The sequence below is a fragment of the Rhizobium sp. UFLA01-1127 genome, from assembly GCF_059803845.1.
In genome coordinates this window covers 68,557-93,551 of the sequence record NZ_JAUQTZ010000004.1, presented here as the reverse complement: position 1 = coordinate 93,551, position 24,995 = coordinate 68,557, and the positions used below count along the sequence as shown (strand labels likewise).

The following is a 24,995-nucleotide window of genomic DNA, read 5'->3' as shown; positions in this document are numbered from 1 at the left end:
GCTCATATTGGATTCGCAAGCGCGGCAAAACTCCGGCAGCCCGGTTTCTGTTGATTTATCTGATTGCACTCCTATATATTGCTATCAATGCAATCAAATGTGGGAGCATGAAGCAATGGCATCCATCACCATCCGCAATGTTCCGGACGAGGTGCATCGCGCGATCCGGGTGCGAGCTGCTATGCATGGTCGCAGCACTGAAGCCGAAATCCGCGACATTCTGGAAAAAGCGGCAAAGCCGGAAGGTCGTCTGAAACTAGGTTCGCTGTTGACATCCATCGCCCGCGAAGCGGGGGGGCTAACCGAGGCTGAAGCCGAGAGCTTCAATCAGCTTCGCGACAAGACCCCGGTCGAACCGATTAGCTTCGAATGATCGTTCTCGATACCAACGTCATTTCCGAGCTGTGGAAGGCCACGCCGGATCCCAATGTGTTGTCGTGGATCGACGCACAGATGATCGATACTCTTTACCTCTCGATCATCACGGTTGCCGAACTGCGCTTCGGCTTGGCGACGATGCCGGAAGGCAAGCGACGTAGGATCTATCAAGACCGACTGGAAAGAGAGGTTTTGCCGGCCTTTGCCAACCGGATTCTGCTGTTCGACCTGGACGCCTCGCAAGCCTATGCCGACCTGATGGCGCTGGCGAGGGCGGCGGGCAAATCCATTGGCAAGGCGGACGGCTATATTGCCGCCACGGCCGCTTCCCACGGCCTTATCGTAGCCACGCGCGATACTGGCCCTTTTGAGGCTGCCGGCTTAAACGTCATCAACCCTTGGAACACCTAGAAATTAGAGCGGTTAAGCCAGCCGTGCGATAAATTCCTCGGACAATCCGAACACTTAATTGGCAACAGCTTGTTCGCGCTGGGCATCGCCTGGCGATCCGCGCGCCCGCCCCCATTCGATCGTTGATCGGAGAGCTGACAAGGAAATATTCGCGACTTTCGACCGGGGATATGCGCACTGCTCACCTATCCCTATAACAAATACCGTCAAGAGGCTGGATCGAGAAAGAGCCGCCGGGCTATAAGTGCTTTTCCTGGAGGCAAGCAGGCATGACCGAAGCCGTACACATTGTGTCTTTCACGGATGCTGCACCGAAGATAGGCGACATTGCTGCAATCGCGCGACGCAGCGCACGGATCGAGGTTTCGCCTGACGTCGAAGACAAGATCGCCGCAGCCCGCGCTGTCGTTGAACGCTATCTGGCGGCCGACCGGCCTGTTTATGGTTTGACGACGGCATTGGGCGCGGGCGTCGACACTCGCCTAGCCACCGACGACCTCATTGCTTTTCAAATGCGCGTGCCGCAAGCCCGCGCAGTCGGCGTCGGGCCAGCGTTACCGCGCGAAGCGGTAAGGGCAATGATGGCCGCCCGCATCGCCGGCATGGCGGCTGGCGGCTCCGGCGTGTCGCTGCCGGTCTTCGCAGGCCTCGTCGCCGCGTTGAATGCGGGCTTTCATCCGGTGGTGCCATCGCTCGGTTCGATCGGTGCAGCCGATCTTGCGCCCTTGGCACATATGGGACGGGCCTTACTGGGAGATGGTGAGGCCGAACTTGACGGCACCGCCATGCCGGCAAAGGATGCTTTATCGAAGGCAGGCTTGATGCCTTTGCCGATCGGACCCAAGGACGGACATGTCCTCGTGGTGGCCAACAGCCTGTCGGTTGGCAAGGCATGCCTGTGCATCGAGGATATCGAACGCTTGTTCGATTGGTCGCTTGCGGCTGTCGCGCTGAATTTCGAGGCATTCCGCGCCAATGTATCGGCCTTCGACGACCGGGCGCTGGCGGCAAGGCCGGCCTTCGGCCAGCGCGAGGCGGCGGCAAGGCTTCGCGAGCTGCTGTCCGGAAGCTCTCTCCTTATCGATGGCGCGGCGCGGCGCCTGCAGGATCCCTTGAGCTATCGCTGTGCCCCGCAGGTTTGGGGCGCCCTCCTCCATGCGATCGGCGAAGCGCGCGCCGCAACCGAGATCGAGCTTGCCAGCTCCGGCGACAATCCCGTCGTGCTGGCGGAGGAAGGGCTTATCCTGTCACATGGCAATTTCGACATGACGGCCTTCGTTCTGGCATGGGAGCGGCTTGGCCAGGCGATCGCCCATTGTGCGGCTGCGACTGCCTATCGCAGCATGAAAATCATGTCTCCAGGCATGTCGGAGCTGCCACGTTTCCTGACCCCACTCGGGCAGAGCAGAACAGGCTTTGCCACGGTGCAGAAAACGGTCTCGGCACTCGAAGCCGAGATACGACATCTGGCCATGCCGGTTTCGCTCACACCGATCCCGGTGGCCGATGGCATCGAGGATCAGGCGTCGATGGCGCCGAGTGTTCTCTCGAAAATCGAAGCGATGATCGAGCGGCTTCGTTATCTCGTGGCGATCGAGCTTGTCGCGTCCGCCCAGGCGGTTGATCTGCGCGGTGTGGCGGGCGAACTCGGCAGCGGAACGCAGCGCGCCTATCGCAAGGTGCGCCAACTGGTGCTGCCGCTTGAGGAGGACCGCGCCCAAGGTCCCGACTTTCAAAGAGTATCGGGGTTCATTGCAGATACGGCCATGAAGTCTGCAACCTGATCAACCTCGCGGCAAGGCGGTTCCCGCCTGTCATCTCACTTTCCCGCAGGCCGCCTATCGACCTGCATCATTCGACAGACCGGCACGGCCGGTGACATGCCTGGAGAACGGTAATGCAGGAAATCTGGATCGACTATCTGAACGCCATCGATGCCAAGGCGCTGGCGCTTTCCAATGATGAAATCCTTGACGGCGTGACCAAGGCGCTTGATGCGCAAGGACGCGGCGAGACCGTGATTGAGCCCCGCGTCCATCTCGTGCCTGAGAGCTCCGACAAAGGTCATTTCAACGTGTTGCGCGGTTACGTGAAGCCGCTCGACTATGCCGGCGTCAAGGTCGTCGGCGATTTCGTCGACAACTACAAGCAGGGGCTGCCCTCCGAAATGGCGGTCCTTAACCTGTTCGATCCGCGCACCGGCGTGCCGAAGGCGATCGTCGATGCGACTGCCATCACCGACATGCGCACCGGCGCAGTCACCGCCATCGGCGCCCGCCATCTCGCGCGCGAGGATAGCAAGATCCTCGGCCATATCGGCGCACGCGGCACCTCCTACTGGAACGTGCGGCTGCTCGATCACCTCTTCGATTTCGATGAGATCCGCGTGCACTCGCGCCGCCCGGAAAGCCGAGACGCTTTCGCAGCACGGCTGGAAGCCGATCTAGGCAAGAAAATTATCGTGACGGACAATTGGGAGGATTGCCTGAAAGGCGCCGATATCATGATCGAGGCAAGCCGCCTGCCGGAGCCGACGCCGCTCTTCAAGACCGCCTGGGTCAAGAAAGGTGCCTTCGTCGTACCCTACGGCACCATGAGCGCGCTCGAATTCGACCTCACAGACATCATGGACAAGGTCGTCGTCGACGATTGGGGACAGTGCGGCCCCGGCCGCCCGTTCGGCGCGCTTCGCCGCCATGTCGATGAGGGCAAGGTGACGGCCGAGACGCTGCATGCCGAAATCGGCCAGATCGTTTGCGGCGCCAAGCCCGGCCGCGAAAGCGACGACGAAACCATCCTCTTCTGGCATCGTGGCCTTAGCACGACCGACGTCGCGCTCGGCGCGGCGATGGTCGAAAAAGCAAAACGCATGAATATTGGCCAGCGGCTTCGGTTTGCGTGACGCGGCATGACGGTATCTCCAGCTCCTGCGATTGCCTGCTCGCGAATGTACAATCTGAGCCCGAAAATATCGGGGCTTTGGGATCGGCTCTTTCGTTGGCTCACAGACCGGTCGGGCGTCGAACTCGAGGTCATTGCCCATGCCGCCCCCGCACCTCTTTCGGAGCTGTGGGCTCGCCCGGACATGGGGGCCGTCTTCATGTGCGGTTTTCCGTTCTCCCAATTGCCGAAAGCAGAGTGTCCGCAGCCATTGGCCGCTCCGGTTTCGCTGGCAGACTGGGCAAACGGGCAGCCCGTCTACGCAAGCCATATCGTCACCGCGCGTGACCGGACGCTCACAGAAGCCGATCTTGCGGCCGTGCGCTGGGGCTGGACCGTGCGGGACTCGCAATCCGGCTATAATGCGCCACGGGAATTCTTTGCATCGCTTGGCGGAGGGAAGGCGAACAAGACTGTCGGCCCTCTCCTCAATCCGCGCGGCGTCATCGAAGCGATCCGTTCGGACGCCGTCGATGTCGGCGCCATTGATGCTTATGCCTATCAGCTTCTGAATATTCATGAGCCGGACGTGATTGCACCATTGCGAGTTATCGCCACGACAAAGCCGGCACCTTTTCCTCTGCTGGTTGCCTCCCGGCAGCAGTCTCCGGAAATCGTTGCGGCGCTTCGCGCCGCACTGGTTGGCGCCCACCAGGACCTAGAAGGACGCGATATCCTTAGATCGCTTGGCTTGGCGGCCTTTGCCGAACCGGACATTGCTGCCTATGAACAACTGCCTGCGCGAGCCGAAGCCGTCAATGAAGCCCTCGGGATATGGTGAAGTTCAAACGAACGTTTACCACGTCACTGCAACAGCGAAAGAAACAGCCAATAGGCGGCACATCACACGCTGGCGGCTTGCTTCAGCAGTTTCTCGGCAGCCAAGTCCAGACATTCCTCGAAAGCTGTGAGATCAAGGAAACGCTGATCCGATGCGACCTTGCGGGTAACGATGACGCCGCCGCGCGCCGCTATGCCGCCATCGAGCATCAAATTGTCGGCCATGTCGAAGTTTTCCAGCGCCATGCCGTCGGGACCGCGATGGCGACCGTCCGGTCCCAGCCGAACCTCTCCGCCGTAAAGCCCACTCACACGTTCGAAATGATCGTCGACACAGTTGGAAAAAGCGAATGCCGGACAGCCGCGCGCGCACATGAACCCGAGCTCGAAAGCGGTTCCAACGTCGGCTGCAATACCGCGAAACGGCGTCAGGTTGGCAATGATGAGGTCGGCGCCGGACATCAGCCTCTCATTGATCGCGCTGATGGCAAGGCCGCGCTGGCGGCGTGTTTCCGTCTCGGGCACGGCGAGATCGCCGGGCGAAACAGGCGTAAAGCCGTAGCTGCGCGCCAGTGCGATCTTGCGATCGAGGATTTCTCTCGCGTTGGGAAGGAAGACTTCCGGGCCTGCCAGATATGCTCTCAATGCCTTGCCTCTTCGATAGAATATTGCGCTGCGGGAGTTGAGGGACCATATCAAGCCTATGGCCGATTCAAGGCTCTTCCGCCATAGCCGGGCAAATAATATACGAAATCGCGAATTGGAGGCGATTGCCGTTCCCGGTCACTGGCGAGACGCGTATAGTTCTATTCGGACTGAATAGCGCTCACGATCCATGACGGATGACGGAATTTGTGGGGTATAGGAAATGCAATCTTCCATAGAGGCAGTTGCCGCTTCGACGCAGGACGATCAAGGCAGCTGGCCGACAAAACAAAGCAAGATCCTTGATTGGCTTATGAATGATGTCCGCGACCAGCGGTTCATCGACAACATCCTTGTCGAACTCTGCGAAAAAATGCGGGCGGTCGGGATTCCGATCGGCAGAGCGACGATGCATTTCAGAACGTTGCATCCGCAATGGCTCGGCGCAAGACTTCTATGGCGCACCGGCATGAAGGAGGCGGATATCGCCACCTTCAGCTACGGGGTCGAGAATACGCCTCAGTTTCTGGCAAGCCCCATCAACGAGATCTTCAACGGCGCGACCGAAGTCCGGAAAAATCTCGAAACCTGCCCAAATGCGGAACTGAATTATCCGCTCTACAAGGAAATGCATGCGGAAGGACTGACCGACTATATCGCCTGGCCGATCTACCACACGCTCGGCAAGCGCCACATCGTGACCTTCGCCGCAGATGCCCCCGGCGGCTTCACCGAGCAGCACATTACCTTCCTGAAGGATCTGCTGCCGGCGCTGACGATGGTAACCGAGATCCGGCTGAAGAACATCATGGCGCGCACGCTGCTGCGCACCTATGTCGGACCGCATGCCAGCGAAAAGATCCTGGCGGGCGCCACGACCCGAGGCAGCGGTACGACGGTCGGTGCCGCTATCCTCATCTGCGATCTGCGTGATTTCACGACCATTTCGGACATGTGGCCGCGCGACGATGTCATCGAGCTGCTGAATGGCTATTTCGATGCGATGGTCGAACCGATCGAAAAGCACGGCGGCGAGATCCTCAAATTCATGGGCGATGGGCTTTTGGCCATTTTTCCCTTGAGCGATCCGAATGCCTGCCACAATCTCCTTCTCGCCGTCAGCGAGGCGCAAACGGCCATTGCAGCGCTCAACGAAGAAAATCGCAAGCACGGCCGCGAAGTATTGCGCTATGGCGTCGGCGTGCATGTCGGCGATGTGATGTACGGCAATATCGGCTCACGCACTCGGCTTGATTTCACGGTCATCGGTCCGGCCGTCAATATCGCCTCGCGGCTGGAATCGCTGACCAAGGAGGTCAAGCGGCCGGTGCTGCTTTCAAAGGCGTTCGTCGACATGGCCGCATGCCAGCGCGACATGGAAAGCCTCGGCTCTTTCCCGCTCAAAGGACTTGGCGAACCGGTCGACGTGTTTGCTTTCGCCGCAAAGGAGAAGCTGCTGCAGCACGGCTAATCGCAAGCCACCGATTTTGTACGGTGCGATTCAGTCGGTTGCAAAACGTGAAACGGTGCGGGGATGCCGCTGCGGACGGGCTTCCCTATATTGTAGCGTGGATCATGACGATAGCCGCCTTATTTTTGGGATCGTTGTGCGCGTACGAATGTTAAGTAAGGGTTGATTCTATCGGCCCGATCACGAGGGTGCGTGCCACCCATAATACTCTGACAAGGAGAAAACAGATGAGAAAAATTTTGACCCTGGCGTTTTCAGCAGCATCGTTGATCGTTGCGGGCGCGGCGGTGGCACGGGCGGCGGATATGCCGACGACCTATCGCGAAGAAGAGGCGGACCAGCGCAATGGCGTGAAAATCGGCTACCTCGAATGCGAAATCGGCGGCGGCGTCGGCTATGTCCTCGGCTCGGCAAAAGAGGTGGACTGCACCTTCCATTCGACCGTCGGACGCGAACGCGTCGATCATTACACCGGTGCGATCAGAAAGATGGGGGTCGATCTCGGCTTCACGACGCGCAGCCGGCTTGTCTGGTTGGTTTTCGCGCCGACAGCCGGCTATCATCATGGTTCTCTGAGCGGCCTTTATCAGGGTGCCACCGTCGAGGCGACCGTCGGTGCGGGCGTCGGTACCAACATCCTCGTCGGCGGCACCTCCGGTTCCATCCATCTTCAGACCGTGAGCGTAACGGGTCAGCTCGGTCTGAACCTTGCCGCAACCGGCACGTCGGTCACGCTGACGTCGGCCGAGTGAGGGTTTCGGCCACAGCTTCAAGCCATCATGGTGTGGCCGCTCTTGCCTGGCGCCGGAGCGGCCATTGTTTTGTCCGCTACAGCGCGAGCCGTCTTGGATGTTGCCGCCTTTCGGCGCGAAATCGGTTTATCGCTGCATCCGCGCGGCGCTACAGCTATAGAAAATTAAAGATATTCTGGAGCCAGGTTCATGACCGATACAGTCACCGATCGCTTTCTTCGTTATGTTGTCGTCGATACGCAATCGGACCCGACCTCGTCCACGCAGCCTTCCACCGAAAAGCAGAGGGATCTCGGAAGGATCCTTGTCGAGGAGCTGCTGGCGATCGGTTTGAGCGATGCGCATCTGGATGAGCACGGCTATGTCTACGCCACCATTCCGTCGAATATAGACAAACCGGTTCCCGTCATCTGCTTCTGTTCTCACATGGACACCGCGCCCGACTTTACCGGCACCAACGTCAAGCCGCAGATCCTGCGAAACTATGGCGGCGGCGATATTCGCCTTGCCGGTGACCCGCAGCAGGTCATCCTTGTCGACGAGCACCCTGCCCTGCGCGATCAGATCGGTAATGACATCATTACTTCGGACGGAACGACGCTGCTCGGAGCCGACGATAAAGCCGGCCTCGCCGAAATCGTGACCGCCGCTCAATATCTCGTCGACAACCCTGATATCCGCCACGGCACGATCAAGCTCCTGCTTACGGTCGATGAGGAGATCGGGCGCGGCGTCGACAAGGTTGATCTGAAGAAGTTGGGAGCGCAGTTCGCCTATACGATCGACGGTGAAACGGCGGGACATATAGAAGACGAGACCTTTTCCGCCGACAGCGTCGAAGTCGTCATCCAAGGCGTGGCCATTCATCCCGGCTTCGCCCTGGGAAAAATGGAGAATGCCATCAAGATCGCGGGCGCGATCATCGACAGGCTGCCAAAAGAGATCGCTCCCGAAACGACAGCCGGACGGGAGGGCTTCATCCATCCGACCGGTGTCAGCGGCTCCATGGAGAAGGCTTCACTCGGCTTCATCATCCGCGATTTCGACGAGCAAGGTCTCGTCGAGAAGGAAACCATGCTGGAAGCGATCGTCAAAGAGGCCATGGCGGCCTATCCCGGCTCCTCCCACACATTCACCGTCAAGCGCCAGTACCGCAACATGAAGACGATCCTCGATCGCCATCCGCAGATCGTGGATAATGCCATCGAAGCGATCCGGCGGGCCGGCATGACGCCCGTGCGCGGCAGCATTCGCGGCGGCACAGATGGGTCCAGGCTGTCGTTCATGGGCTTGCCGTGCGCCAATATCTTCGCCGGCGGCCACGCCTTTCACTCCCCGCTGGAATGGGTCAGCCGTCAAGATATGGAAAAAGCAGTCAAAACGCTCGTGGAGCTGGCAAAGATCTGGGCGGAGCGTGCATTCTAGAGCAATTCCGGGAAAAGTGCGGAGCGGTTTTCGGTCCGGAATTGCGTGAAAGCAAAGAGATAAAGCGGCTCAGAGATTCCGTGAAGAGCTGAACCGATCTAGGCGCCCGGCCTGCGGGAATAGACTACCAGTCCATGCGGTCGATTGCCTGCCGACTGCGGCGCAACATCACGCCGGGGGCATCCGCGGCTCTGTTCAATAGGTGACGCGCACCCTCGAGCGGATGGAATCCGACCCTTTCTTCCACGGCGACCGGAGGATTGTCGGTCTCCGGCGATGGAGCGGCCTCGGCATATTCCGGATGACCAGCAATGAGCGGATCGCGCGTTTCGCATTGCGGCAGGCAGCGGTTGAAATGTTCCACGTCACCGGCCGATGCGACGTTCGCCTTCGCCGTAGCGGCGTGGACTGCCACCCGGTTTGCCGGCGCGCTGCTCTTGATCCCGGCGGCAAGCGGCGACGGTTGCGGAATCGGCACCGACATCAAAGGTCTTGCGGGGCTCGCGTCGATCGCTGTCTGCAAGTCGTTCATGGCGAGCTGCTGTACGGGTCTCGGGCCGTTGATCGCGATGCGGCCGATATCGTCGATAGATCGCATGGCGCGGTCGCTGGGACCGGTCTGCACAATCACATAGAGAGCACCGACGACAGTGCCGCAAACCGCGAGCGCGGATCCGAGCCTCCGGGTTGTCTCGCTTTGGCCATTCCACCATTTCACAGGCTGCGTATCCATCGACCGCTCCATTGGACAAATCTCGAATGGTCATTCTCATGAGAACTGTGGCGGCGCCTTTACCGAAACATGGCCAATTGCGGACCTTTTGCAAAGAAATGTTGTCGGATCTCCCTCGTGCGTTCGCAGGGGGGGGGAGACGAGCTGCGGCCCGTCGATCGTGGCGCGACAGCAGTCGGCATCATGCCTGCGGGAGCGTTGGGAAAAAATAGCGCCGAAAATGAGTTTGCATGGGTGGCGGACCGAGTGCTCCGGTTTGGCTTTGCCGGGACATTGCTGCCGGACAAATCTAGTTCTGCACGAAAACCGATGGCATCAGGTTGGCGCGGGCAGAATAATGCGGCTGGCCGACGACATGCGATATCATAAGCACATAAATCAGGACCGCACCTAAGACGATAGCGATGCCGTTCACTGGAAAACCTGCATTCGATTTCACCCCAGGCGGTACGTCCGGCTGATTTGCACGGCTGCTCTTTCCAGCGGGTGATTGCGCGGCGGCGACAGGAAGCAGCAGTTCCCTTTCTATTTGGGCTTGCGCGTAAAGGTGTTTGCCGGATTTCGTTTTGGGCCGGAACTGGATGACTTCGCCCATTTTTCACGCGGTCCCTTTTACCGCCTGCAGCTATTGGCCATTGTTTTGGTTGTTGTCATTATCATTGAAATCGACACGAACGACCACCTTTTCCGGCCGTTGTTCGCCATGCGGAACGATGACAGTAACGATACAGCGATTCTCGCGCGGCTTGACAGACAGGAGGCGCCCTTTCGTCTTGGTCAGAACTTCATCCACCGCGCTCGAGCAATCTTGAATCTTGTAACCGCTCTGAACGACTTGATTTTGCCCCGCCAATGCGGAGCCTGCAATCAAAATTCCGGCCAGTACTGTCAAGATCCTCACCATTTGACCACTATACTCCAACGAAGCTGACGAGGCGACAGTGGTTTGCAAGAAAGCCGGTCTATTTGCGTCATCTTTTCGCTGTGTGTGGTCAAAGCCGCAACAGCTGAATGTCTGCCAGGGACGATGGACTTTCATGGCAAATTCCAGGAGCAGCGATCGGAGCGGGGCTTTCTCGTTCCGGGCCGGAAGTGCCAGGCAATTTCCCGCTGAAGATCGGCCGGATCCTGGGACGCGCCTATCGGCGGCAAGACCATGCGGCCGAGGTCAGCCTCGCCTGCCTGAATTTTCCATGGCGGGAACTGCAAACCGAATGTGTGATTGGCTATACCTCACACATCAATCGCCCTTTCACGCGACAAATTTCTCATGACCATCCCGACGACCCATCCCTTCGATTTCGATCCCACTTACGGCATGGAGCCGGAGCAATTGCTGGCTATAGAACCGCCGCAGGCGCCGACCGGCTTCGATGATTTCTGGCAGCAACGCTACAAGGCCGCCCTTACGGTCGACCCGGAGCCGAGGCTGCGGCATAGCCGGCTGCGCCATGCCGATTGGCATGTCTTCGATATCAGCTACGTGTCGACGGGATCGTTTCAGATCAACGGCTGGCTGCTCGTCCCGCGCGCGCGTCAAGTGCGGCGTGGCCTCGTCGTCGGACACGGATATGGCGGACGAGACCAACCTGAGTTCGATCTGCCCGTGGAAGAGACGGCCGTCCTGTTTCCGTGCTGCCGCGGGCTTTCCCTCAGCGCCAGCCCGCAGATCCCCGCGGATGCCCCCGGACATGTTCTTTGCGGCATCGAAAGCCGCGCTCGCTATGTCATCGGCGGCTGTGTCGACGACATTTGGCTCGCCGTTTCCACCCTCGAGACCCTTTATCCCTGGCTTGCCGGCCATATCGGTTACAGCGGCATCAGCTTCGGTGGCGGGATCGGCGCTCTGGCAATTCCATTCGATGCGAGGATCAGGCGCGGGCATCTCATCGTTCCGACCTTCGGCCACAGGCAGCTATGGCTGACCTTGCCGACTGTTGGCAGTGCACAATCCGTCCAGGCCTATCAGAAACGACATGGCAGCGTTCTGGAGACGCTGCGCTTCTTCGATGCCGCGATCGCGGCAAGTCGCATCACCGTACCGATGCTGGTCGCGCCTGCCCTTTTCGATCCCGCAGTCGCTCCTCCATGCCAATTCTCCGTCGCAAATGCGACGCAGAAATTTAACGAAATCTTCATCCTCGATGCCGGCCATTTCGAGTACGCTGGCATGGAAGAGCAGAACGCAATTCTGCAAGACAAGGTCGGGCGATTTTTCAAGGTGCTATGAACCGCGAATACCTGTGCTGGTACAGCCCGAGGCTGGATCGAGACATGGAGTTGCTGGTGTTCGGCCATGCCGGCGCCAAGGTATTGGTGTTCCCCACGCGTGACGGTCGCTTCTGGCAATACGAGCAGATCGGCATCGTCGCCAGTCTTGCCGATAAGCTGAATGCCGGACATCTTCAGCTTTACTGCATCGAGGGCCTGGCCACGGAGACTTTCTATGGTTCCCATCGCCACCCGGCCGAACGCATTTGCCGCCATAGTGCCTTCGAGGGATATATTCTCCACGAAGTGCTGCCGCTGATGGCGCAGAAGAATGGGCATGAGTGCACTATCGTTCATGGCTGCAGCCTCGGCGCCTTCCAGGCTGCAAGCCTGGTCTTCCGCCATCCTCACCTGTTCCGCAAGCTGGTCGCCTTTTCCGGCCGTTACGATCTGACGACGAAGGTGGAATTCTTCAGTGATCTGTTCGACGGCTATTATGACGATGATATCTACTTTCACACGCCGACCCATTTTCTGCCGGGACTCTCCTGCGAATGGCAACTGGAGAAACTGCGCCAGATCGATATCGTCATGACGATCGGCGACGCCGATCCATTCTTCGACAACAATCGCTATCTTAGCCGACTACTGACCGAGAAGCAGATCGGCCATCGGCTGCATGTGTGGAATGGGCGAGCGCATGGTGCAAGCACCTGGCGCAGAATGGCACCGCTTTATATCTGATCGCGATTACGGGCTTGTAGCATGCCGCTCGCGTGGGCAGATGGCCTTCTCAGTCCCTCAAGCCAACCCGGCCGGTATCGGTCTGACAGCCTTGCGCGCACCGTAATCCCGCTCGTGGGACTTACGATGCTGCAGCTCGGATCTTGTGGAAAATTCGACCAGAACGCGTTCCATCATGCCATCCGGATAGGTTCCGGTATCGTCCGTCTCGACTTCCGATTGCGCGGTAACGATCTTCAAATTCATCCCTCGTCCTCCGATTCTGCGCGGAAACCCTTAATTCCAATATTGGTTCCATTAGTAGTCGAGTAATTGTTTAAAAATTAACTACGTCCGTTAATCAATTGGGGCGCTGCGGCATCGAACTTTGAACTGCCAGGCGGATTGGAACATTCTTCCGACTTCGGCGTTCGATTTCCGATTGATCGGGGAGTCTGATGTATCGATCCAAATCGTCCTGGAAACGGCACCAGTCGCGGCCAGAGAAACTAGCAACATCGATTTCGACATAGGCTGTCCCTGGATTCCTCGGGTATCCGGGTGGTTTTGCACGCGTTCGATCAACGACTGTTCAATGGGCGGATAGACTGGAGCGGATCATGGCCATCATCATCACTTCGATCATTCTGGCAATCATCGGCCTGGCGCTCGGCGGCGGTGGTCTGTGGCTCGTGCTGCTCGGCGGCAGTTTCTTTTATCTGCTGGCCGGCCTTGTCTTCCTCGTTACGGCCATCCTGCTCTATATGCGCCGCGTGGCGGCACTCTGGCTCTATGCCATTTTCGTCGTTGCAGCGCTCGCCTGGGCGATATGGGAGGTCGGGTTCGACTGGTGGCAACTCGGCCCTCGCGGCGGCCTGATCATTCTGATAGGTCTCTGGCTGCTCACGCCCTGGATCCGGCGTCCGCTGGGCTTTCGCAGCCTCGATGGCGTTCACTACGGGGCCAATCCCTGGCCGCTCGCCATCCCTCTCCTTATCGCCATCCTCGTCGCCGCCTATTCGATGACGACGGACCCTCACGACCTCTCAGGCGAATTGCCGACAACCGCGGTGGCTAATGCTCCGATGGGCGGCGATGTCCCCAATGGCGAATGGCACCAGTATGGCAGGACTGCCTACGGTCAGCGCTATTCGCCGCTCGATCAGATCAACGCGCAAAATGTCGCCAATCTCAAGGAAGTGTGGCGCTACCAGACCGGGGACGTCAAACGCCCTGACGATATCGGCGAGACCACTTACCAGGCCACTCCGCTGAAGATCGGCGACACGCTATATATCTGCACGCCGCATAGCCTGGCGATCGCCATCGGTGCCACAGACGGCAAGGAAAAATGGCGTTACGATGCCAATGCCGGCATGAACCCGAACCGCCAGCATCAGACCTGCCGCGGCGTTTCCTATTATCATGACAAGGCGGCCGCTGCCGGAGCGCCTTGCGCCGACCGCGTCTATCTGCCGACCTCGGATGCCCGGCTGATCGCCCTCGACGCCGCTAACGGCAAGGTGTGCTCGAGCTTTGCCGCGCAGGGCGTGCTGCGTCTTGAAACCGGCATGAAATATAACCCCGCCGGCTACTACTATTCGACGTCGCCGCCCGTCATCGTCGCCGACAAGATCATCATCGGCGGCGCGGTCAACGACAACTATTCCACCCAGGAGCAATCCGGCGTCATCCGCGCCTTCGATGCGCGGACCGGCGCACTGATCTGGAATTGGGATTCGGGCAATCCGGACCAGACGGCGCCCCTGCCCGCCGGCCAGACCTACACCACGAACTCCCCCAACAGCTGGTCGGTTTCCAGCGCCGACGAGAAGCTCGGCATGGTCTATGTCCCGCTCGGCAACCAGACGCCCGATCAGCTCGGCATGGGCCGCAGCGCCAATGTCGAGCGCTTTTCCTCCTCGGTGGTGGCGCTCGACATCAATACCGGACAGCTCAAATGGGTGCAGCAATTCGTCCATCACGATCTCTGGGATATGGACGTGCCGGCTCAGCCCGTGCTCGTCGATCTGACGAAGGCCGACGGCAGCACCGTTCCCGCACTGGTCGCTTCGACCAAGCAAGGCGACATCTATGTGCTCGATCGGCGCACCGGTGCGCCCATCATTCCTTTCAAGGAAATACCCGCTCCCGGCGGCACCATTCCGGAAGATCACCCCTCCCCGACCCAGCCGATCTCCGATTTGACCTTCTCGCCGCCGCCCTTGCGGGAAAAGGACATGTGGGGCATTTCGCTGTTCGACCAGCTCGCCTGCCGTATCTCGTTCCACCAGCATCAATATGAAGGTCGCTACACGCCGCCGTCGCTGCGCGGCTCGATCATCTTCCCCGGCAATTTCGGTACTTTCAACTGGGGCAGCGTCGCCGTCGATCCCGAACGACAGATCATGTTCGGCATGCCGACCTATCTCGCCTTCACCTCGCGACTGGTGCCGCGCGCCGAGATTCCGCCGAAGGGTGCCGGCGACAAGGGCAGCGAACAAGGGCTCAACAGAAACGAAGGCTCACCCTATGGCGTCTACATGGGGCCGTTCGTCAGCCCGCTCGGCATTCCCTGCCAGGCACCGCCCTGGGGCTATGTCGCCGGTGTCGATCTGAAGACCGGCAAGATCGCCTACAAGCACAAGAACGGCACCGTTCACGACATGACCCCGCTGCCCCTTCCCTTCAAGGTCGGCGTTCCCGGTATCGGCGGGCCGATCGTTACCAAAGGCGGCGTCGCTTTCCTGGGCGCGGCCGTTGACGATTATCTCAGAGCCTATGACGTGACGACGGGAAAACAGCTCTGGCAAGCGCGTCTGCCCGCGGGCGGTCAGGCAACGCCGATGACCTACACCGCCAGCGACAACAAGCAATATGTCGTCATCGTCGCCGGCGGTCATGGCTCGGTCGGAACGAAACCGGGCGACTATGTGATCGGTTATACCTTGCCATGAGCCGATGACGGAGCGGCGCTTAGCCGCTCCTCCCCCTCCCGAACCTCGACTCAGCCCTTGGAAAAGCGGGGGGCACCCTTGCCGGCGCCGTTCCTAGAACCCTCGGGAGGCTCCCAGCCGAAGACGCTTCGGCCGCCATAGGAGAAGGAGCAGTCGAACTCGCCGGCCACGATCTCCTTGAGATCGGGGCCTGTGACGTATCGTTCCAGAATTCTCGATTGGTCATCGAGCCGCTTCAGTGCCGACAATTCCTCACCGCGGCCGAGACGCCCCTTCCTGACGGCGGATTTCATCACGTTGATCGTCTCGTCGTAGACTTTCAGCGGCACCGGAAAGGGATGCCGGTCCTTGCCGCCATGGGCGAGCGAGAAGCGCGCGGGGTCGGAGAAGCGGCACGGTGCGCCGTGAACGACTTCGGCAACCATCGCCAGAGCCTTCACCGTGCGCGCCCCCACACCGGGCGTCAGAAGCAACTCCTCAAAATCCACCGGACCACGATCGGCAGCCGCGGCAAGATTTCCATGCAGGCGCCGCATGTTTACGTCCTCCTGACGGACATCGTGATGTGCCGGCATGACAAGATATGGCAACATCGGCTGCGCCTCTTGTTCGCTTATTACTGGAGCTTGTCCTTCGAGCGCGCTGAATTCGCGAATGATTTTATCTGGGCCTAATGAGGCGAGCAAATCCAGCTGGCGGTTGCGGGAACGCACCGCGCGCCGGTCCGCAAGATTGATGATCTCGCCCTGCTCACGCCCCTCGATAGCTGCATGCGGCGAATCCAGGAAGGTCGTCAAACCTTCCGATAGCCAGTGATATCGCCGCGCCTGCCGCCGCTCGTCGTTCATGCCCTGCTGAATGACGACCCACTTGCCGTCGTCGGCGACGATGAAGCCATGCAGATAGAGGTCGAAGCCATCCTGCACCGCGGCGCTGTCCACTTTGGCGATTAGCCGGCTTTTCATGGCAAGGGACGCGCCGTCGACGCCGACGCGATCGCCGATATCGAGCAGTTCGCCTGGCGTCTTTCGGGATTGCGCGCCGCGGCCGCCGCAGACATGGATGCCGAGTTCGCCGGAAAGCGGCGTCAGGCCGCGCTTCAAGGCACCGAGGACGCTTGTCGTGATACCCGAGGAATGCCAATCCATGCCCATCACCGCGCCGAAGGACTGGAACCAGAAGGGATTGGCCAGGCGGCGAAACAACTCGTCGCGCCCGTAATGCTGCACGATCGCCTCGGTGATGACAGCGCCCAGGCGCGTCATCCGGTCTCCGAGCCAGCGTGGTACGCGGCCGCCATGCAAGGGAAGATCAGCTTTGCCGGCTCTCTGTGCCAAATCCACGACTCTCGTTCTTTATCCGGACATTGTAGTCCCGGCAGCCGAGATATGCCATTCGCAAAGCGCAGCGATTCGCCGAGGCTAGGATTGTGACGAGGTTAAGCCGACGCTGAACTCGGTGCAAAATCCTGCATCGCACCTGAAAAAGGCTTGGGCAATGGCGAGGCATAGGAGCTGCGCTTGCTGGTAAAAAGACCCAGCGATACCAAGGCTTCGGCCTGCTTGACCGCTGCGGCGACACCATCCACGACCGGGATGCCGTAGATCGATTGCAGCTCCCTTGCGAGATCCGTCATGCCGGCACAGCCAAGCACGATGGCCTCCGCTCCATCTTCGGCAAGCGCTCGCTCGATTTCCGCCCGCAGCTTCCCGATTGCACCCGAAGACGGATCTTCAAGCTGGAGGACAGGGATATCGGACGCGCGAACCTTGGCGCGGCTACCCATGCCATAGCGCCGGACGAGATTGTCGATCAGGATGCGCGAACGCTCGAGCGTCGTCACCACGCTGAACCGCTGCGCCAGGAAGCCGGCCGTTGCGACGGCGGCCTCACAGAGCCCGACAACCGGCACATCGCAAAGCATGCGCGCGGCTTCCAGGCCGGTATCGTCGAAGCAGCAGATGATTGCGGCGTCATAGCCGCCCACCTGCCTCTCCTTCAATTCGCGCAGCATGCCAGGCACGGCAATGGCGCCGTCGTAATATCCCTCGATCGAAGCCGGTCCCATCTGCGATGTGGCGGCAATGATCTCCGTGCCGGGGCTAGCCACCGCGCGCGCAGCTGTTGCCGCCTTCTCCGTCATGGAAACGGTGGTGTTCGGATTGATGAGCAGCAGGCGCATGATCTCAACTTTTCTTGGCTTGGCGGCGGCCGAGCATGGTCATTATTGCGAGCGCCAGCAGGATGATGGTGAAGGAGAAGAGCGTCGTCACCGTTCCGAGCGCATAGAGCACCGGCGTCGTGACATTCGTGGTCATGCCGTAGATTTCGAGCGGGAGCGTGTTGTAGGTGCCTGATGTCATCAGGGTGCGGGCGAACTCGTCGTAAGACAACGTGAAACCGAACAGGCCGACGCCGATCAGGCTCGGCGCGATCATCGGCAGCACGACATGGCGGAAGGTCTGCCAGGAGCTGGCGCCGAGATCGCGGGCCGCCTCCTCATAGGCCGGTGAAAACCGGTTGAAGACCGCGAACATGATCAGCACGCCGAAGGGCAAGGTCCAGGTCAGATGCGCGCCGAAGGCGGAGGAATACCAGGCCGGCGCAATGCCGCCCTGCTGAAAGACCACGCCGATCCCGAGCGAAATGATGATGGACGGGACGACGAGACTGGCGACCGTCGCATAGAACAGGAATGTCGATCCGCGAAAGCGGCGGCGAAAGGCGAGACCCGCCAGCAGCGAGACGATGACGGTCACGATCATGACCATCACGCCGAGGATCAGGGAACGCTGGAACGAGGCTCCGAAATCGCCGACCGCCTGCTTTTCGAAGAGATTGGCAAACCAATGCAGCGAAACGCCATTCAATGGGAAGGTCAGGCCGCCGTCCGGTCCCTGGAAGGACAGGATGATGACTGCCGAGAGCGGGCCGTAGAGAAACAGCACGAAAATCGTGAAGAAGATTGCCAAAACATAGAATTCCAGGCTGCGTTTTTCCCGGTTCATCCTAGAGCTCCTTGCGGATATCGACGATACGCAGGATCGCAGCGACCATCAGCAATACGACGATCAGCAACACCACCGCATTGGCGGCGGCGGCCGGATATTGCAGCAGCGACATCTGGTTTTTCATCATCAAGGCTATGGAGGCGCTTTGACCGCCAGACATCACCTGCACAGTGGAAAAATCCGCCATGACGAGCGTAACAACGAAGATGCTGCCGATCGCCATGCCGGGTTTCGCAAGCGGGATGACCACATTCCACAGCACCTGCCATCCACTGGCGCCGGCATCGCGTGCGGCTTCGAACAGCGAGCGGTCGATACGCATCAGGGTGTTGAAGATCGGCGTCACCATAAACAGCGTATAGAGGTGCACCATGGCGAGCACGACGGCAAAGTCGGAATAGAGCAGCCATTCGATCGGCTTCGGGATGAGGCCCATCTCGATGAGCGTTGAATTGACCAGTCCGTTGCGCCCGAGAACGGGTATCCACGAGATCATGCGGATGATGTTGGACGTCATGAAAGGCACCGTGCAGACGAGGAAAAGGATCATCTGCGTCGAGGTGCGGCGAATGTGGAAGGCGAGAAAATAGGCGACCCAGAAACCAATGAAGAGCGTAAGCGCCCAAACAATTGCTGTAAATTTCAATGTGTTGAGGTAAGTTTTCCATGTAACCCACGAACCGAGGGTATCGGTGTAATTCGTAGTCAGGAATGCTGGATAGAGGCCAGCGAAATCGTAATCCCAGAAACTGACGATGCCGATCATGGCGATCGGCAACAGAAAGAAAAAGCCGAGAATGAGAAAGAGCGGCGTTGCCTGCAGATAGGCGACCGCCCAGGCGGGCAAAGCAAATCCGCGTCCAGCCTTTTGAGTTTGCTGTTCCGCATCCGAGGAAGCGATTGTCGCCATGATCCGGCTTCTCCATTGGTAGAATCCTCCCCCCGTTTTGAAGGGGAGAGGAGATGGTCGATCGGAGCTTAGGCAGCGATGAATTCGTTCCAGCGGCGAACCATGTAGCGGTCCTCGTCCATGACCGAATTCCAGCAGGCGACCGCCCCCATGCGGGCCTCGAAGGAGCCGCCGTCGCGAACGGCGCCGGCCTTCTCCATGACTTTCCCTTCCGGAGAGAGGATGTCGCCCTGCGCCGGCTTGCCCTCGATCCAATAGCCCCATTCGTCGGCCGACATGAAGTTCTTGGCCGTTTCCATGCAGGCGGAATAGTAGCCTTGGCGGTTAAGGTAACCGCCGACCCAGCCGGAGGTGTACCAGTTGATATACTCATAAGCCGCATCGAGCTGCGCGCCCTTGAGATGCGAGGCGAGGCCGAGGCCGCCGCCCCAGGCGCGATAGCCTTCCTTGAGCGGCTGGAAGGTGCAAGCGATACCCTTCGAGCGGACGGCGGCGACCGCCGGCGACCACATGGATTGAATAACCACTTCGCCCGATGCCATCAGGTTGACGCTTTCGTCGAAAGACTTCCAGAAAGCGCGGAACTGACCGTCGCCCTTGGTCTTGATCAGGAACTCGATCGTCTTGTCGATTTCGGCCTTCGTCATGTTGCCCTTGTCGGCATATTTGATCTTGCCGGCGGCTTCCATGATCATTGCGGCATCCATGATGCCGATCGACGGAATATTGAGGATTGCCGTCTTGCCCTTGAAGGCCGGATCGAGAATATCGGCCCAGCTGGTGATCGGACGGCCGGTGAGATCGGGACGAATGCCCAGCGTGTCGGCATTATAGATGGTCGGAACCATTGTCATCCACTGCGTCGGCTCCTTGGCGAACTTGCGGGAGCCCTGGCCCTCCACGAAGCCGACCGTATGTGGCGCAGTACCCTGCGCGATGACGCTGTCGGGCTTCAGCTTGCCATTGATGAACAGCGGCACGATCTTGTCGTAATATTTGAGCTTCTTGACGTCCATCGGCTGCAAGACGCCGGTCGGGAAGACCTTTTTGGCGATCCAGTATTCGACATCGGCGATATCGTAGCTGTTCGGCTGCGTCACGGCGCGCTGGGCGGCGGCATCGGAATCCGTCGCGGTCATCTCAAGCGTGATGCCGAGATCGGCCTTGCACTTCTCGGCGATCGCATTGATGTTCGAAACGCCGGTGCCGAACTGGCGCAAGGTTATGTTAGATTTGGCCCAGATGGTCGGAAAGCCGGTGATAACGCCCGAGCCGGCCATGGCGCCGAGAGCGGCAGCGCCGGTCTTCAGCAGCGAGCGGCGGGAGATGCCTTTCGTCGTCTTGGTAGTTTTCGTTTCAGTCGTCATGTCAGTTCCCCTTTTTTCATGCTTGAAATTTTCATGCGGACATACGGCCAAGAAGGATTGCGTCCTCCCGAGCCCAACTCAGCGAGACGGCGTCGCCGACCGCTATGGATCTGACGGCGTCATCGTCGTTGCTTGCGATCACGGTGAAATCGTCGCTGCCGGCACCGATGACGGTGATCTTCAGCGTCGCGCCGCGATATTCGATGTTGGAGACCACGCCGTTGAAACCGAGGCCCTTCCCGTCGGACTGCGAGAGCCGGACACGATCTGTACGAACGGCTATATCGACGGCTTCTCCGACGGCGCGGCCTGCCCCCTTTACCGAAAAGCCCTGCCCTTCGGGCACGGCCATAGTGATGACGCCGTCATCACTTGAGGTGACGCGGCCGGACAGGACGTTGTGGTCGCCCATGAAGCGCGCGACAAAGGCGGTCGCCGGGTGCTCGAAAACCTCTCGCGGCGATCCGGCCTGCTCGATCCGGCCGTCATTCATGATGACCATGATGTCGGCAAGCGCCATCGCTTCTTCCTGACTGTGCGTGACATGGACGAAGGTGATGCCGAGCGATTTCTGCAGCTTTTTCAGCTCGGCGCGCATACGGATCTTCAAAAAGGGATCGAGCGCCGACAGCGGTTCGTCCAGCAGCAGAGCTTCCGGATCCGTGATCAATGCGCGGGCAAGCGCGACACGCTGCTGCTGGCCGCCCGAAAGTTGAGCCGGACGTCGGGTCGCATAGGCTTCCATCTGCATGAGCTTCAGCATTTCGAGCGCCTTGGCCCGACGTTCGTCCTTGGCGACCCCCTTCATTTTCAGGCTGAAGGCAACATTGTCGACAAGATCGAGATGGGGAAACAGCGCGTAGGACTGAAACATCATCGCCGTGCCGCGCCTGGCAGGCGGGAAGTCCGTCACGACGGTATTTCCGAGCCTGATGTCGCCGGAGGAAATACCTTCATGACCCGCGATCATGCGCAGCGTCGAAGTCTTGCCGCAGCCGGAGGGGCCGAGGAAACAGCAGTAAGAGCCCGCCGGTATCTTCAAGCTGATCGCATGAACAGCCGTGGTCGCACCGTAGACCTTCGAAACGGACACTATATCGATCTCTGCCGCTTTCGACATCATCTTCCCCTTTGGTTCGGGAAAGACATTGCATCAATCGTGCCAGTTTTGTTGCGCCGCACTAACCATTTGCAATTTCTACAGTTTTTTCGGGATTGGCTGTTTTGTCCTCCTGAGAGACGATCCGCCATATGCTCATGAAATAGGCTATTGTGCTCGATTTGTGCAAAAAATTGTATACGATTTAGCGTCTCTGTTGCATCAGATTTCGTTTAACTTTGGTGCGAAACCGGGCTATCATTTTCGCCAATCATTCAGGCAAGCAATCATGGATTCTTCAGCAGACGGGCTTCTGACGCCCAGCGATTCCTCTGAGACCGGTGCGCAGCAGATCCGCGACGCCATTCGCGACGCGATCGTGGAGCGAAGGCTCGCACCGGGAACGAAACTGTCGGAGAGCGATGTCGGCGGATTGTTCAATGTCAGCCGAACCTTGGCGCGAGCTGCGCTGCAGGCGCTGTCTTACGAAGGCCTCGTCAGTGTCGAAAAGAACAGGGGCGCTTTCGTCGCCTACCCCTCGCCCGAGGAAGCCCGGCAGATATTCGCCGCCCGTCGCCTGGTCGAACCAGGCATATTGAAGTCGGCGGCCGAGCGGATCAACCCGGTCCAGCTCGAACAGCTCAAACAGCTTCTCGTGGAGGAAGGCCGCCTGGTAGGCGAGCGCGGTCAATCCGCGCGTCGGGCCGAGATAAAGGCTTCGGGCGACTTCCATCTGATGCTGGCGTCGATATCGGGCAATCTCATCATGCAGCGCTTCATGGAAGAGCTTGTCGCCCGCTCCTCCTTGGTGATCGCCCTTTACGGGCAATCGAGCGCTTCCAGTTGCGGCCACTCGGAGCACGGCGACATCATCGCCGCTCTGGAGCGCAAGGACGTCGATGCGGCCTGCGGCCTGATGCTTCATCATATCGCGCATATCGAGGCCGATCTCGACCTGCGAGAGCACAGAGGCTTCGGCCTCAAAGAAGCGTTCGAGCGGTGAGACCGCCACAATGCGGGCGGTTCCCGCTCGGACCAAAGGCTATTCACGGAGAGAAAATTGAGCGACATCGAAACCCTCTTTACTCGGGCGAGGCTTCCTGATGGATCGAGCAAGGATATCGGCGTCGCGGACGGCCGCATCGTGTCGCTCGAGTTGACCGGAGCGCCCGTCTCGGCCTCCCGGGTTATCGATCTTCAAGGCGCCCTTGTGGTGCCGGGCTTCGTCGAGGGTCATATTCATCTCGATACCAGTTTCTACGGCGACACCTGGATACCACACAAGCCATGTACCGACGGCTTCGACGTGCACGAGCGCGTCGCGTTCCAGGCGCAAAACATGGCGCAGGCCGCGCCGATGGACGTGAGGGCGAAAAACCAGCTCGAACTCTGCATTGCCAATGGCAGCACGCATATGCGCAGCCATGTCATGGTGGACGGCTCCGTCGGCCTGAAATCGCTCGAAACCATTCTTGCCGTGCGCGAGGAATATCGCGGGTTGATCGACATCCAGCTTGTTGCCTTTCCGCAAAGCGGCATTCTGAAGAGCCCCGGCACACCTGAGCTTCTGGACGAGGCGATCGCCATGGGTGCGGACCTTGTCGGAGGACTTGACCCTGCAAGCTTCGACCGGGATATCGAAAAACATCTCGACGTTGTTTTCGGCGTTGCCGAGAAGCGTGGCGTCGGTGTCGACATTCATCTTCATGACGGCGGCACGCTCGGTCTCTTCACCATCGAGCAGATATGCGCTCGTACCCGCGCACTCTCCATGGGCGGACACGTCGCGATCAGCCATGCCTACGGACTTGGCGATCTTTTGGTCGACGTTGCAAAACGTGCTGCAGGCCTCATCGCCGAAAGCGGTGTTTCCATCATGACCAATGCGCCGGGCGCCCATGCCTTCCCGCCCGTTACCCTGCTCCGCTCTGCAGGCGTTACCGTCTTCAGCGGCAGCGACAATATCCGCGACTCCTGGTGGCCCTATGGTGACGGCGACATGCTGGGGCGCGCCATGATGATCGGTTATCGCTCCGGCTTTCATACGGATGACGAGTTGAAGGCCGCCTTCGATGTCGTCACCGAAAGCGGCGCCAAGGCGCTTCGGCTCGACAGCTATGGTTTACGTCTCGGCGCGAAAGCCGATTTCGTGACGCTGCAGGCGGAGCATGTACCCGAAGCTATCGTGGCTGTCCCGAAGGGGCGCTCCGTCTTCAAGGCAGGCAAGCTTGTCGCCAGGGATGGTATCGTTCTGCGGGATTGAAGCCAGGCGGGCTGTGCCTCCCCTTCTACCGCTTCAATTCACGCTCGAATGTCTCGATCTGCTGCAGAACCCACGGGTCGTCGGCCGAATATTCAGCCGTCTCGCTTTCCAGCCGCCGTTGCCGACGGCGCCGGATCCAATCGATGAAAGCAAGAAGCAGGCGCATGCTGATATCCAAGCTCTTTTCATATCTGCCGGGCTCGGCAATCGGGCTGGAAAGCCGGCCGGAAGCTGACCTCTAGGGCCATAAGCCATTGCGGCAAATACTTTTTTGCCTTCGCCTAAATGAACGGCAGCTGAACGAAAATGCACTTCCTGATAGTTTTGTAACGTTAATGTTACAAATCTGCGAAGCGTGCCTCAGACGTGTCCGATTTAGGACCGCGGTAGAGACGGCAGCAATCGGCAAAACATCAAATCCGAAGAGCTTTTTTACGCGAGCGTACCGCTATCGCCAAAACTGACCTGGCCGGAACGAGTGACCGCAATTAAACACGCCGCGTCGCTTCCGATTTCCCCGGGGCGGCACAAGCTTAGCCTCGCCCGCGCGGGGCTTTTTTGTTCTGGGTGCCTGGTATTCAACGGCGCGGTTCGCCGCCAGGCGCGTAAACTGTGTCCTGTTCAAAAGCAAAGACCGAGCCGCAACGGCAGCGGATCATATGCTTGCGCGGATCGGTCGATGGCCGCTCGGTGGAAAAGCCGCGCGGCATCTCGTCTATCTTGAAATCGCGGCTCGCCGCGCGGCGATCGTCAGTTTCGGAAACCTCGGCGAAACCGGTATGATCGCATTTCGCGCATTCCAGCTTCCGTGAATATCGATCTCGCGCGGCCATTCTCTTCCAATCTCGGACTCATATCAGGCTCCTTCTATCAGCGCTGCCAACGCTGTTGAAGGCCGCAAACAACCTTCGTCCCAGCT

Annotated in this window: 26 protein-coding genes; 13 read left to right on the top strand and 13 right to left on the bottom strand. The window is 59.4% G+C overall.

Annotated features, from left to right (window positions below; all coding sequences use genetic code 11):
* Positions 1-115: 115 nt before the first annotated feature.
* From Q4Q11_RS02130 to Q4Q11_RS02110, 5 genes are all read left to right on the top strand, one after another.
* A complete protein-coding gene (locus Q4Q11_RS02130; protein WP_112508720.1) occupies positions 116-373 on the top strand; it encodes a FitA-like ribbon-helix-helix domain-containing protein in 258 nt (85 codons plus the stop codon).
* On the top strand, positions 370-789 hold the full coding sequence (locus Q4Q11_RS02125) for a type II toxin-antitoxin system VapC family toxin (RefSeq protein ID WP_113217746.1): 420 nt from the start codon (positions 370-372) through the stop codon (positions 787-789). Before Q4Q11_RS02130 ends, Q4Q11_RS02125 begins: the two co-directional genes overlap by 4 nt.
* 269 nt (positions 790-1,058) lie before the next feature.
* Positions 1,059-2,573 (top strand): HAL/PAL/TAL family ammonia-lyase, encoded by a 1,515-nt coding sequence (locus Q4Q11_RS02120; protein ID WP_498568439.1) that lies wholly within the window; start codon positions 1,059-1,061, stop codon positions 2,571-2,573.
* Positions 2,574-2,686: 113 nt separating this feature from the next.
* Positions 2,687-3,691: an ornithine cyclodeaminase family protein gene (locus tag Q4Q11_RS02115; protein WP_498568438.1), complete on the top strand. Its 1,005-nt coding sequence runs from the start codon at positions 2,687-2,689 to the stop codon at positions 3,689-3,691.
* A gap of 45 nt (positions 3,692-3,736) precedes the next feature.
* Positions 3,737-4,510 (top strand): phosphate/phosphite/phosphonate ABC transporter substrate-binding protein, encoded by a 774-nt coding sequence (locus Q4Q11_RS02110; RefSeq protein ID WP_498568441.1) that lies wholly within the window; start codon positions 3,737-3,739, stop codon positions 4,508-4,510.
* A gap of 62 nt (positions 4,511-4,572) precedes the next feature.
* On the opposite strand, the gene Q4Q11_RS02105 is transcribed toward Q4Q11_RS02110, so the two are convergent.
* Entirely contained in the window at positions 4,573-5,154 is a 582-nt protein-coding gene (locus tag Q4Q11_RS02105) for a nucleoside 2-deoxyribosyltransferase (RefSeq protein ID WP_112508717.1), read from the bottom strand.
* 223 nt (positions 5,155-5,377) lie between these two features.
* Between Q4Q11_RS02105 and Q4Q11_RS02100 the strand changes: the two genes are divergently transcribed.
* From Q4Q11_RS02100 to pepT, 3 genes are all read left to right on the top strand, one after another.
* Complete coding sequence (locus Q4Q11_RS02100; protein ID WP_113217750.1) at positions 5,378-6,625, top strand: adenylate/guanylate cyclase domain-containing protein; 1,248 nt, start codon at positions 5,378-5,380, stop codon at positions 6,623-6,625.
* A 227-nt stretch (positions 6,626-6,852) separates the two neighbouring features.
* Complete coding sequence (locus tag Q4Q11_RS02095; protein WP_112508664.1) at positions 6,853-7,377, top strand: DUF992 domain-containing protein; 525 nt, start codon at positions 6,853-6,855, stop codon at positions 7,375-7,377.
* Positions 7,378-7,566: 189 nt separating this feature from the next.
* Positions 7,567-8,802 carry a peptidase T gene (pepT, locus tag Q4Q11_RS02090; RefSeq protein ID WP_498568437.1) on the top strand — a complete coding sequence of 412 codons (1,236 nt, stop codon included), beginning with the start codon at positions 7,567-7,569 and terminating at the stop codon, positions 8,800-8,802.
* Positions 8,803-8,926: 124 nt separating this feature from the next.
* Here the strand turns inward: pepT and Q4Q11_RS02085 are convergent, their stop codons facing one another.
* The 3 genes from Q4Q11_RS02085 to Q4Q11_RS02075 form a co-directional block, all read right to left on the bottom strand.
* Positions 8,927-9,535: a hypothetical protein gene (locus Q4Q11_RS02085; protein ID WP_498568436.1), complete on the bottom strand. Its 609-nt coding sequence runs from the start codon at positions 9,533-9,535 to the stop codon at positions 8,927-8,929.
* A 289-nt stretch (positions 9,536-9,824) separates the two neighbouring features.
* Positions 9,825-10,130, bottom strand: coding sequence for a hypothetical protein (locus Q4Q11_RS02080; RefSeq protein WP_498568435.1), 306 nt, complete (start codon positions 10,128-10,130; stop codon positions 9,825-9,827).
* Positions 10,131-10,160: 30 nt separating this feature from the next.
* Positions 10,161-10,427, bottom strand: a complete 267-nt coding sequence (locus Q4Q11_RS02075) for a hypothetical protein (RefSeq protein WP_162735689.1) — start codon at positions 10,425-10,427, stop codon at positions 10,161-10,163.
* A 378-nt stretch (positions 10,428-10,805) separates the two neighbouring features.
* Between Q4Q11_RS02075 and Q4Q11_RS02070 the strand changes: the two genes are divergently transcribed.
* Together Q4Q11_RS02070 and Q4Q11_RS02065 are read left to right on the top strand one after the other, a co-directional pair.
* A complete protein-coding gene (locus Q4Q11_RS02070; RefSeq protein WP_498568434.1) occupies positions 10,806-11,765 on the top strand; it encodes an acetylxylan esterase in 960 nt (319 codons plus the stop codon).
* Positions 11,762-12,490: an esterase family protein gene (locus tag Q4Q11_RS02065; RefSeq protein WP_498568433.1), complete on the top strand. Its 729-nt coding sequence runs from the start codon at positions 11,762-11,764 to the stop codon at positions 12,488-12,490. Before Q4Q11_RS02070 ends, Q4Q11_RS02065 begins: the two co-directional genes overlap by 4 nt.
* 57 nt (positions 12,491-12,547) lie before the next feature.
* Here the strand turns inward: Q4Q11_RS02065 and Q4Q11_RS02060 are convergent, their stop codons facing one another.
* The gene (locus tag Q4Q11_RS02060) at positions 12,548-12,736 is read right to left on the bottom strand and encodes a hypothetical protein (protein ID WP_112508646.1); all 189 of its coding nucleotides are present in this window, start codon (positions 12,734-12,736) and stop codon (positions 12,548-12,550) included.
* Positions 12,737-13,089: 353 nt separating this feature from the next.
* Here Q4Q11_RS02060 and Q4Q11_RS02055 point away from each other — a divergent pair, with 353 nt between their 5' ends.
* Complete coding sequence (locus Q4Q11_RS02055) at positions 13,090-15,426, top strand: glucose/quinate/shikimate family membrane-bound PQQ-dependent dehydrogenase (protein WP_113215787.1); 2,337 nt, start codon at positions 13,090-13,092, stop codon at positions 15,424-15,426.
* 50 nt (positions 15,427-15,476) lie between these two features.
* On the opposite strand, the gene Q4Q11_RS02050 is transcribed toward Q4Q11_RS02055, so the two are convergent.
* From Q4Q11_RS02050 to Q4Q11_RS02025, 6 genes are all read right to left on the bottom strand, one after another.
* Positions 15,477-16,763, bottom strand: a complete 1,287-nt coding sequence (locus tag Q4Q11_RS02050) for a DUF763 domain-containing protein (RefSeq protein WP_498568432.1) — start codon at positions 16,761-16,763, stop codon at positions 15,477-15,479.
* 101 nt (positions 16,764-16,864) lie between these two features.
* The gene (locus tag Q4Q11_RS02045) at positions 16,865-17,608 is read right to left on the bottom strand and encodes an aspartate/glutamate racemase family protein (protein WP_113215786.1); all 744 of its coding nucleotides are present in this window, start codon (positions 17,606-17,608) and stop codon (positions 16,865-16,867) included.
* A 4-nt stretch (positions 17,609-17,612) separates the two neighbouring features.
* Positions 17,613-18,434, bottom strand: coding sequence for an ABC transporter permease (locus tag Q4Q11_RS02040; RefSeq protein ID WP_113215785.1), 822 nt, complete (start codon positions 18,432-18,434; stop codon positions 17,613-17,615).
* Position 18,435: 1 nt separating this feature from the next.
* A complete protein-coding gene (locus tag Q4Q11_RS02035) occupies positions 18,436-19,347 on the bottom strand; it encodes an ABC transporter permease (protein ID WP_113215784.1) in 912 nt (303 codons plus the stop codon).
* 68 nt (positions 19,348-19,415) lie between these two features.
* Positions 19,416-20,714 (bottom strand): ABC transporter substrate-binding protein, encoded by a 1,299-nt coding sequence (locus Q4Q11_RS02030; RefSeq protein WP_113215783.1) that lies wholly within the window; start codon positions 20,712-20,714, stop codon positions 19,416-19,418.
* Positions 20,715-20,745: 31 nt separating this feature from the next.
* Positions 20,746-21,834, bottom strand: a complete 1,089-nt coding sequence (locus tag Q4Q11_RS02025; protein ID WP_498568431.1) for an ABC transporter ATP-binding protein — start codon at positions 21,832-21,834, stop codon at positions 20,746-20,748.
* A gap of 268 nt (positions 21,835-22,102) precedes the next feature.
* Here Q4Q11_RS02025 and Q4Q11_RS02020 point away from each other — a divergent pair, with 268 nt between their 5' ends.
* Both Q4Q11_RS02020 and Q4Q11_RS02015 read left to right on the top strand, forming a co-directional pair.
* On the top strand, positions 22,103-22,816 hold the full coding sequence (locus Q4Q11_RS02020; RefSeq protein ID WP_113215781.1) for a GntR family transcriptional regulator: 714 nt from the start codon (positions 22,103-22,105) through the stop codon (positions 22,814-22,816).
* A 57-nt stretch (positions 22,817-22,873) separates the two neighbouring features.
* A complete protein-coding gene (locus Q4Q11_RS02015; protein ID WP_498568430.1) occupies positions 22,874-24,076 on the top strand; it encodes an amidohydrolase family protein in 1,203 nt (400 codons plus the stop codon).
* Between the two features lie 25 nt (positions 24,077-24,101).
* On the opposite strand, the gene Q4Q11_RS02010 is transcribed toward Q4Q11_RS02015, so the two are convergent.
* Together Q4Q11_RS02010 and Q4Q11_RS02005 are read right to left on the bottom strand one after the other, a co-directional pair.
* Entirely contained in the window at positions 24,102-24,242 is a 141-nt protein-coding gene (locus tag Q4Q11_RS02010; RefSeq protein WP_498568429.1) for a hypothetical protein, read from the bottom strand.
* Between the two features lie 412 nt (positions 24,243-24,654).
* Positions 24,655-24,909 carry a hypothetical protein gene (locus tag Q4Q11_RS02005; RefSeq protein WP_112508621.1) on the bottom strand — a complete coding sequence of 85 codons (255 nt, stop codon included), beginning with the start codon at positions 24,907-24,909 and terminating at the stop codon, positions 24,655-24,657.
* Positions 24,910-24,995 lie beyond the last annotated feature (86 nt).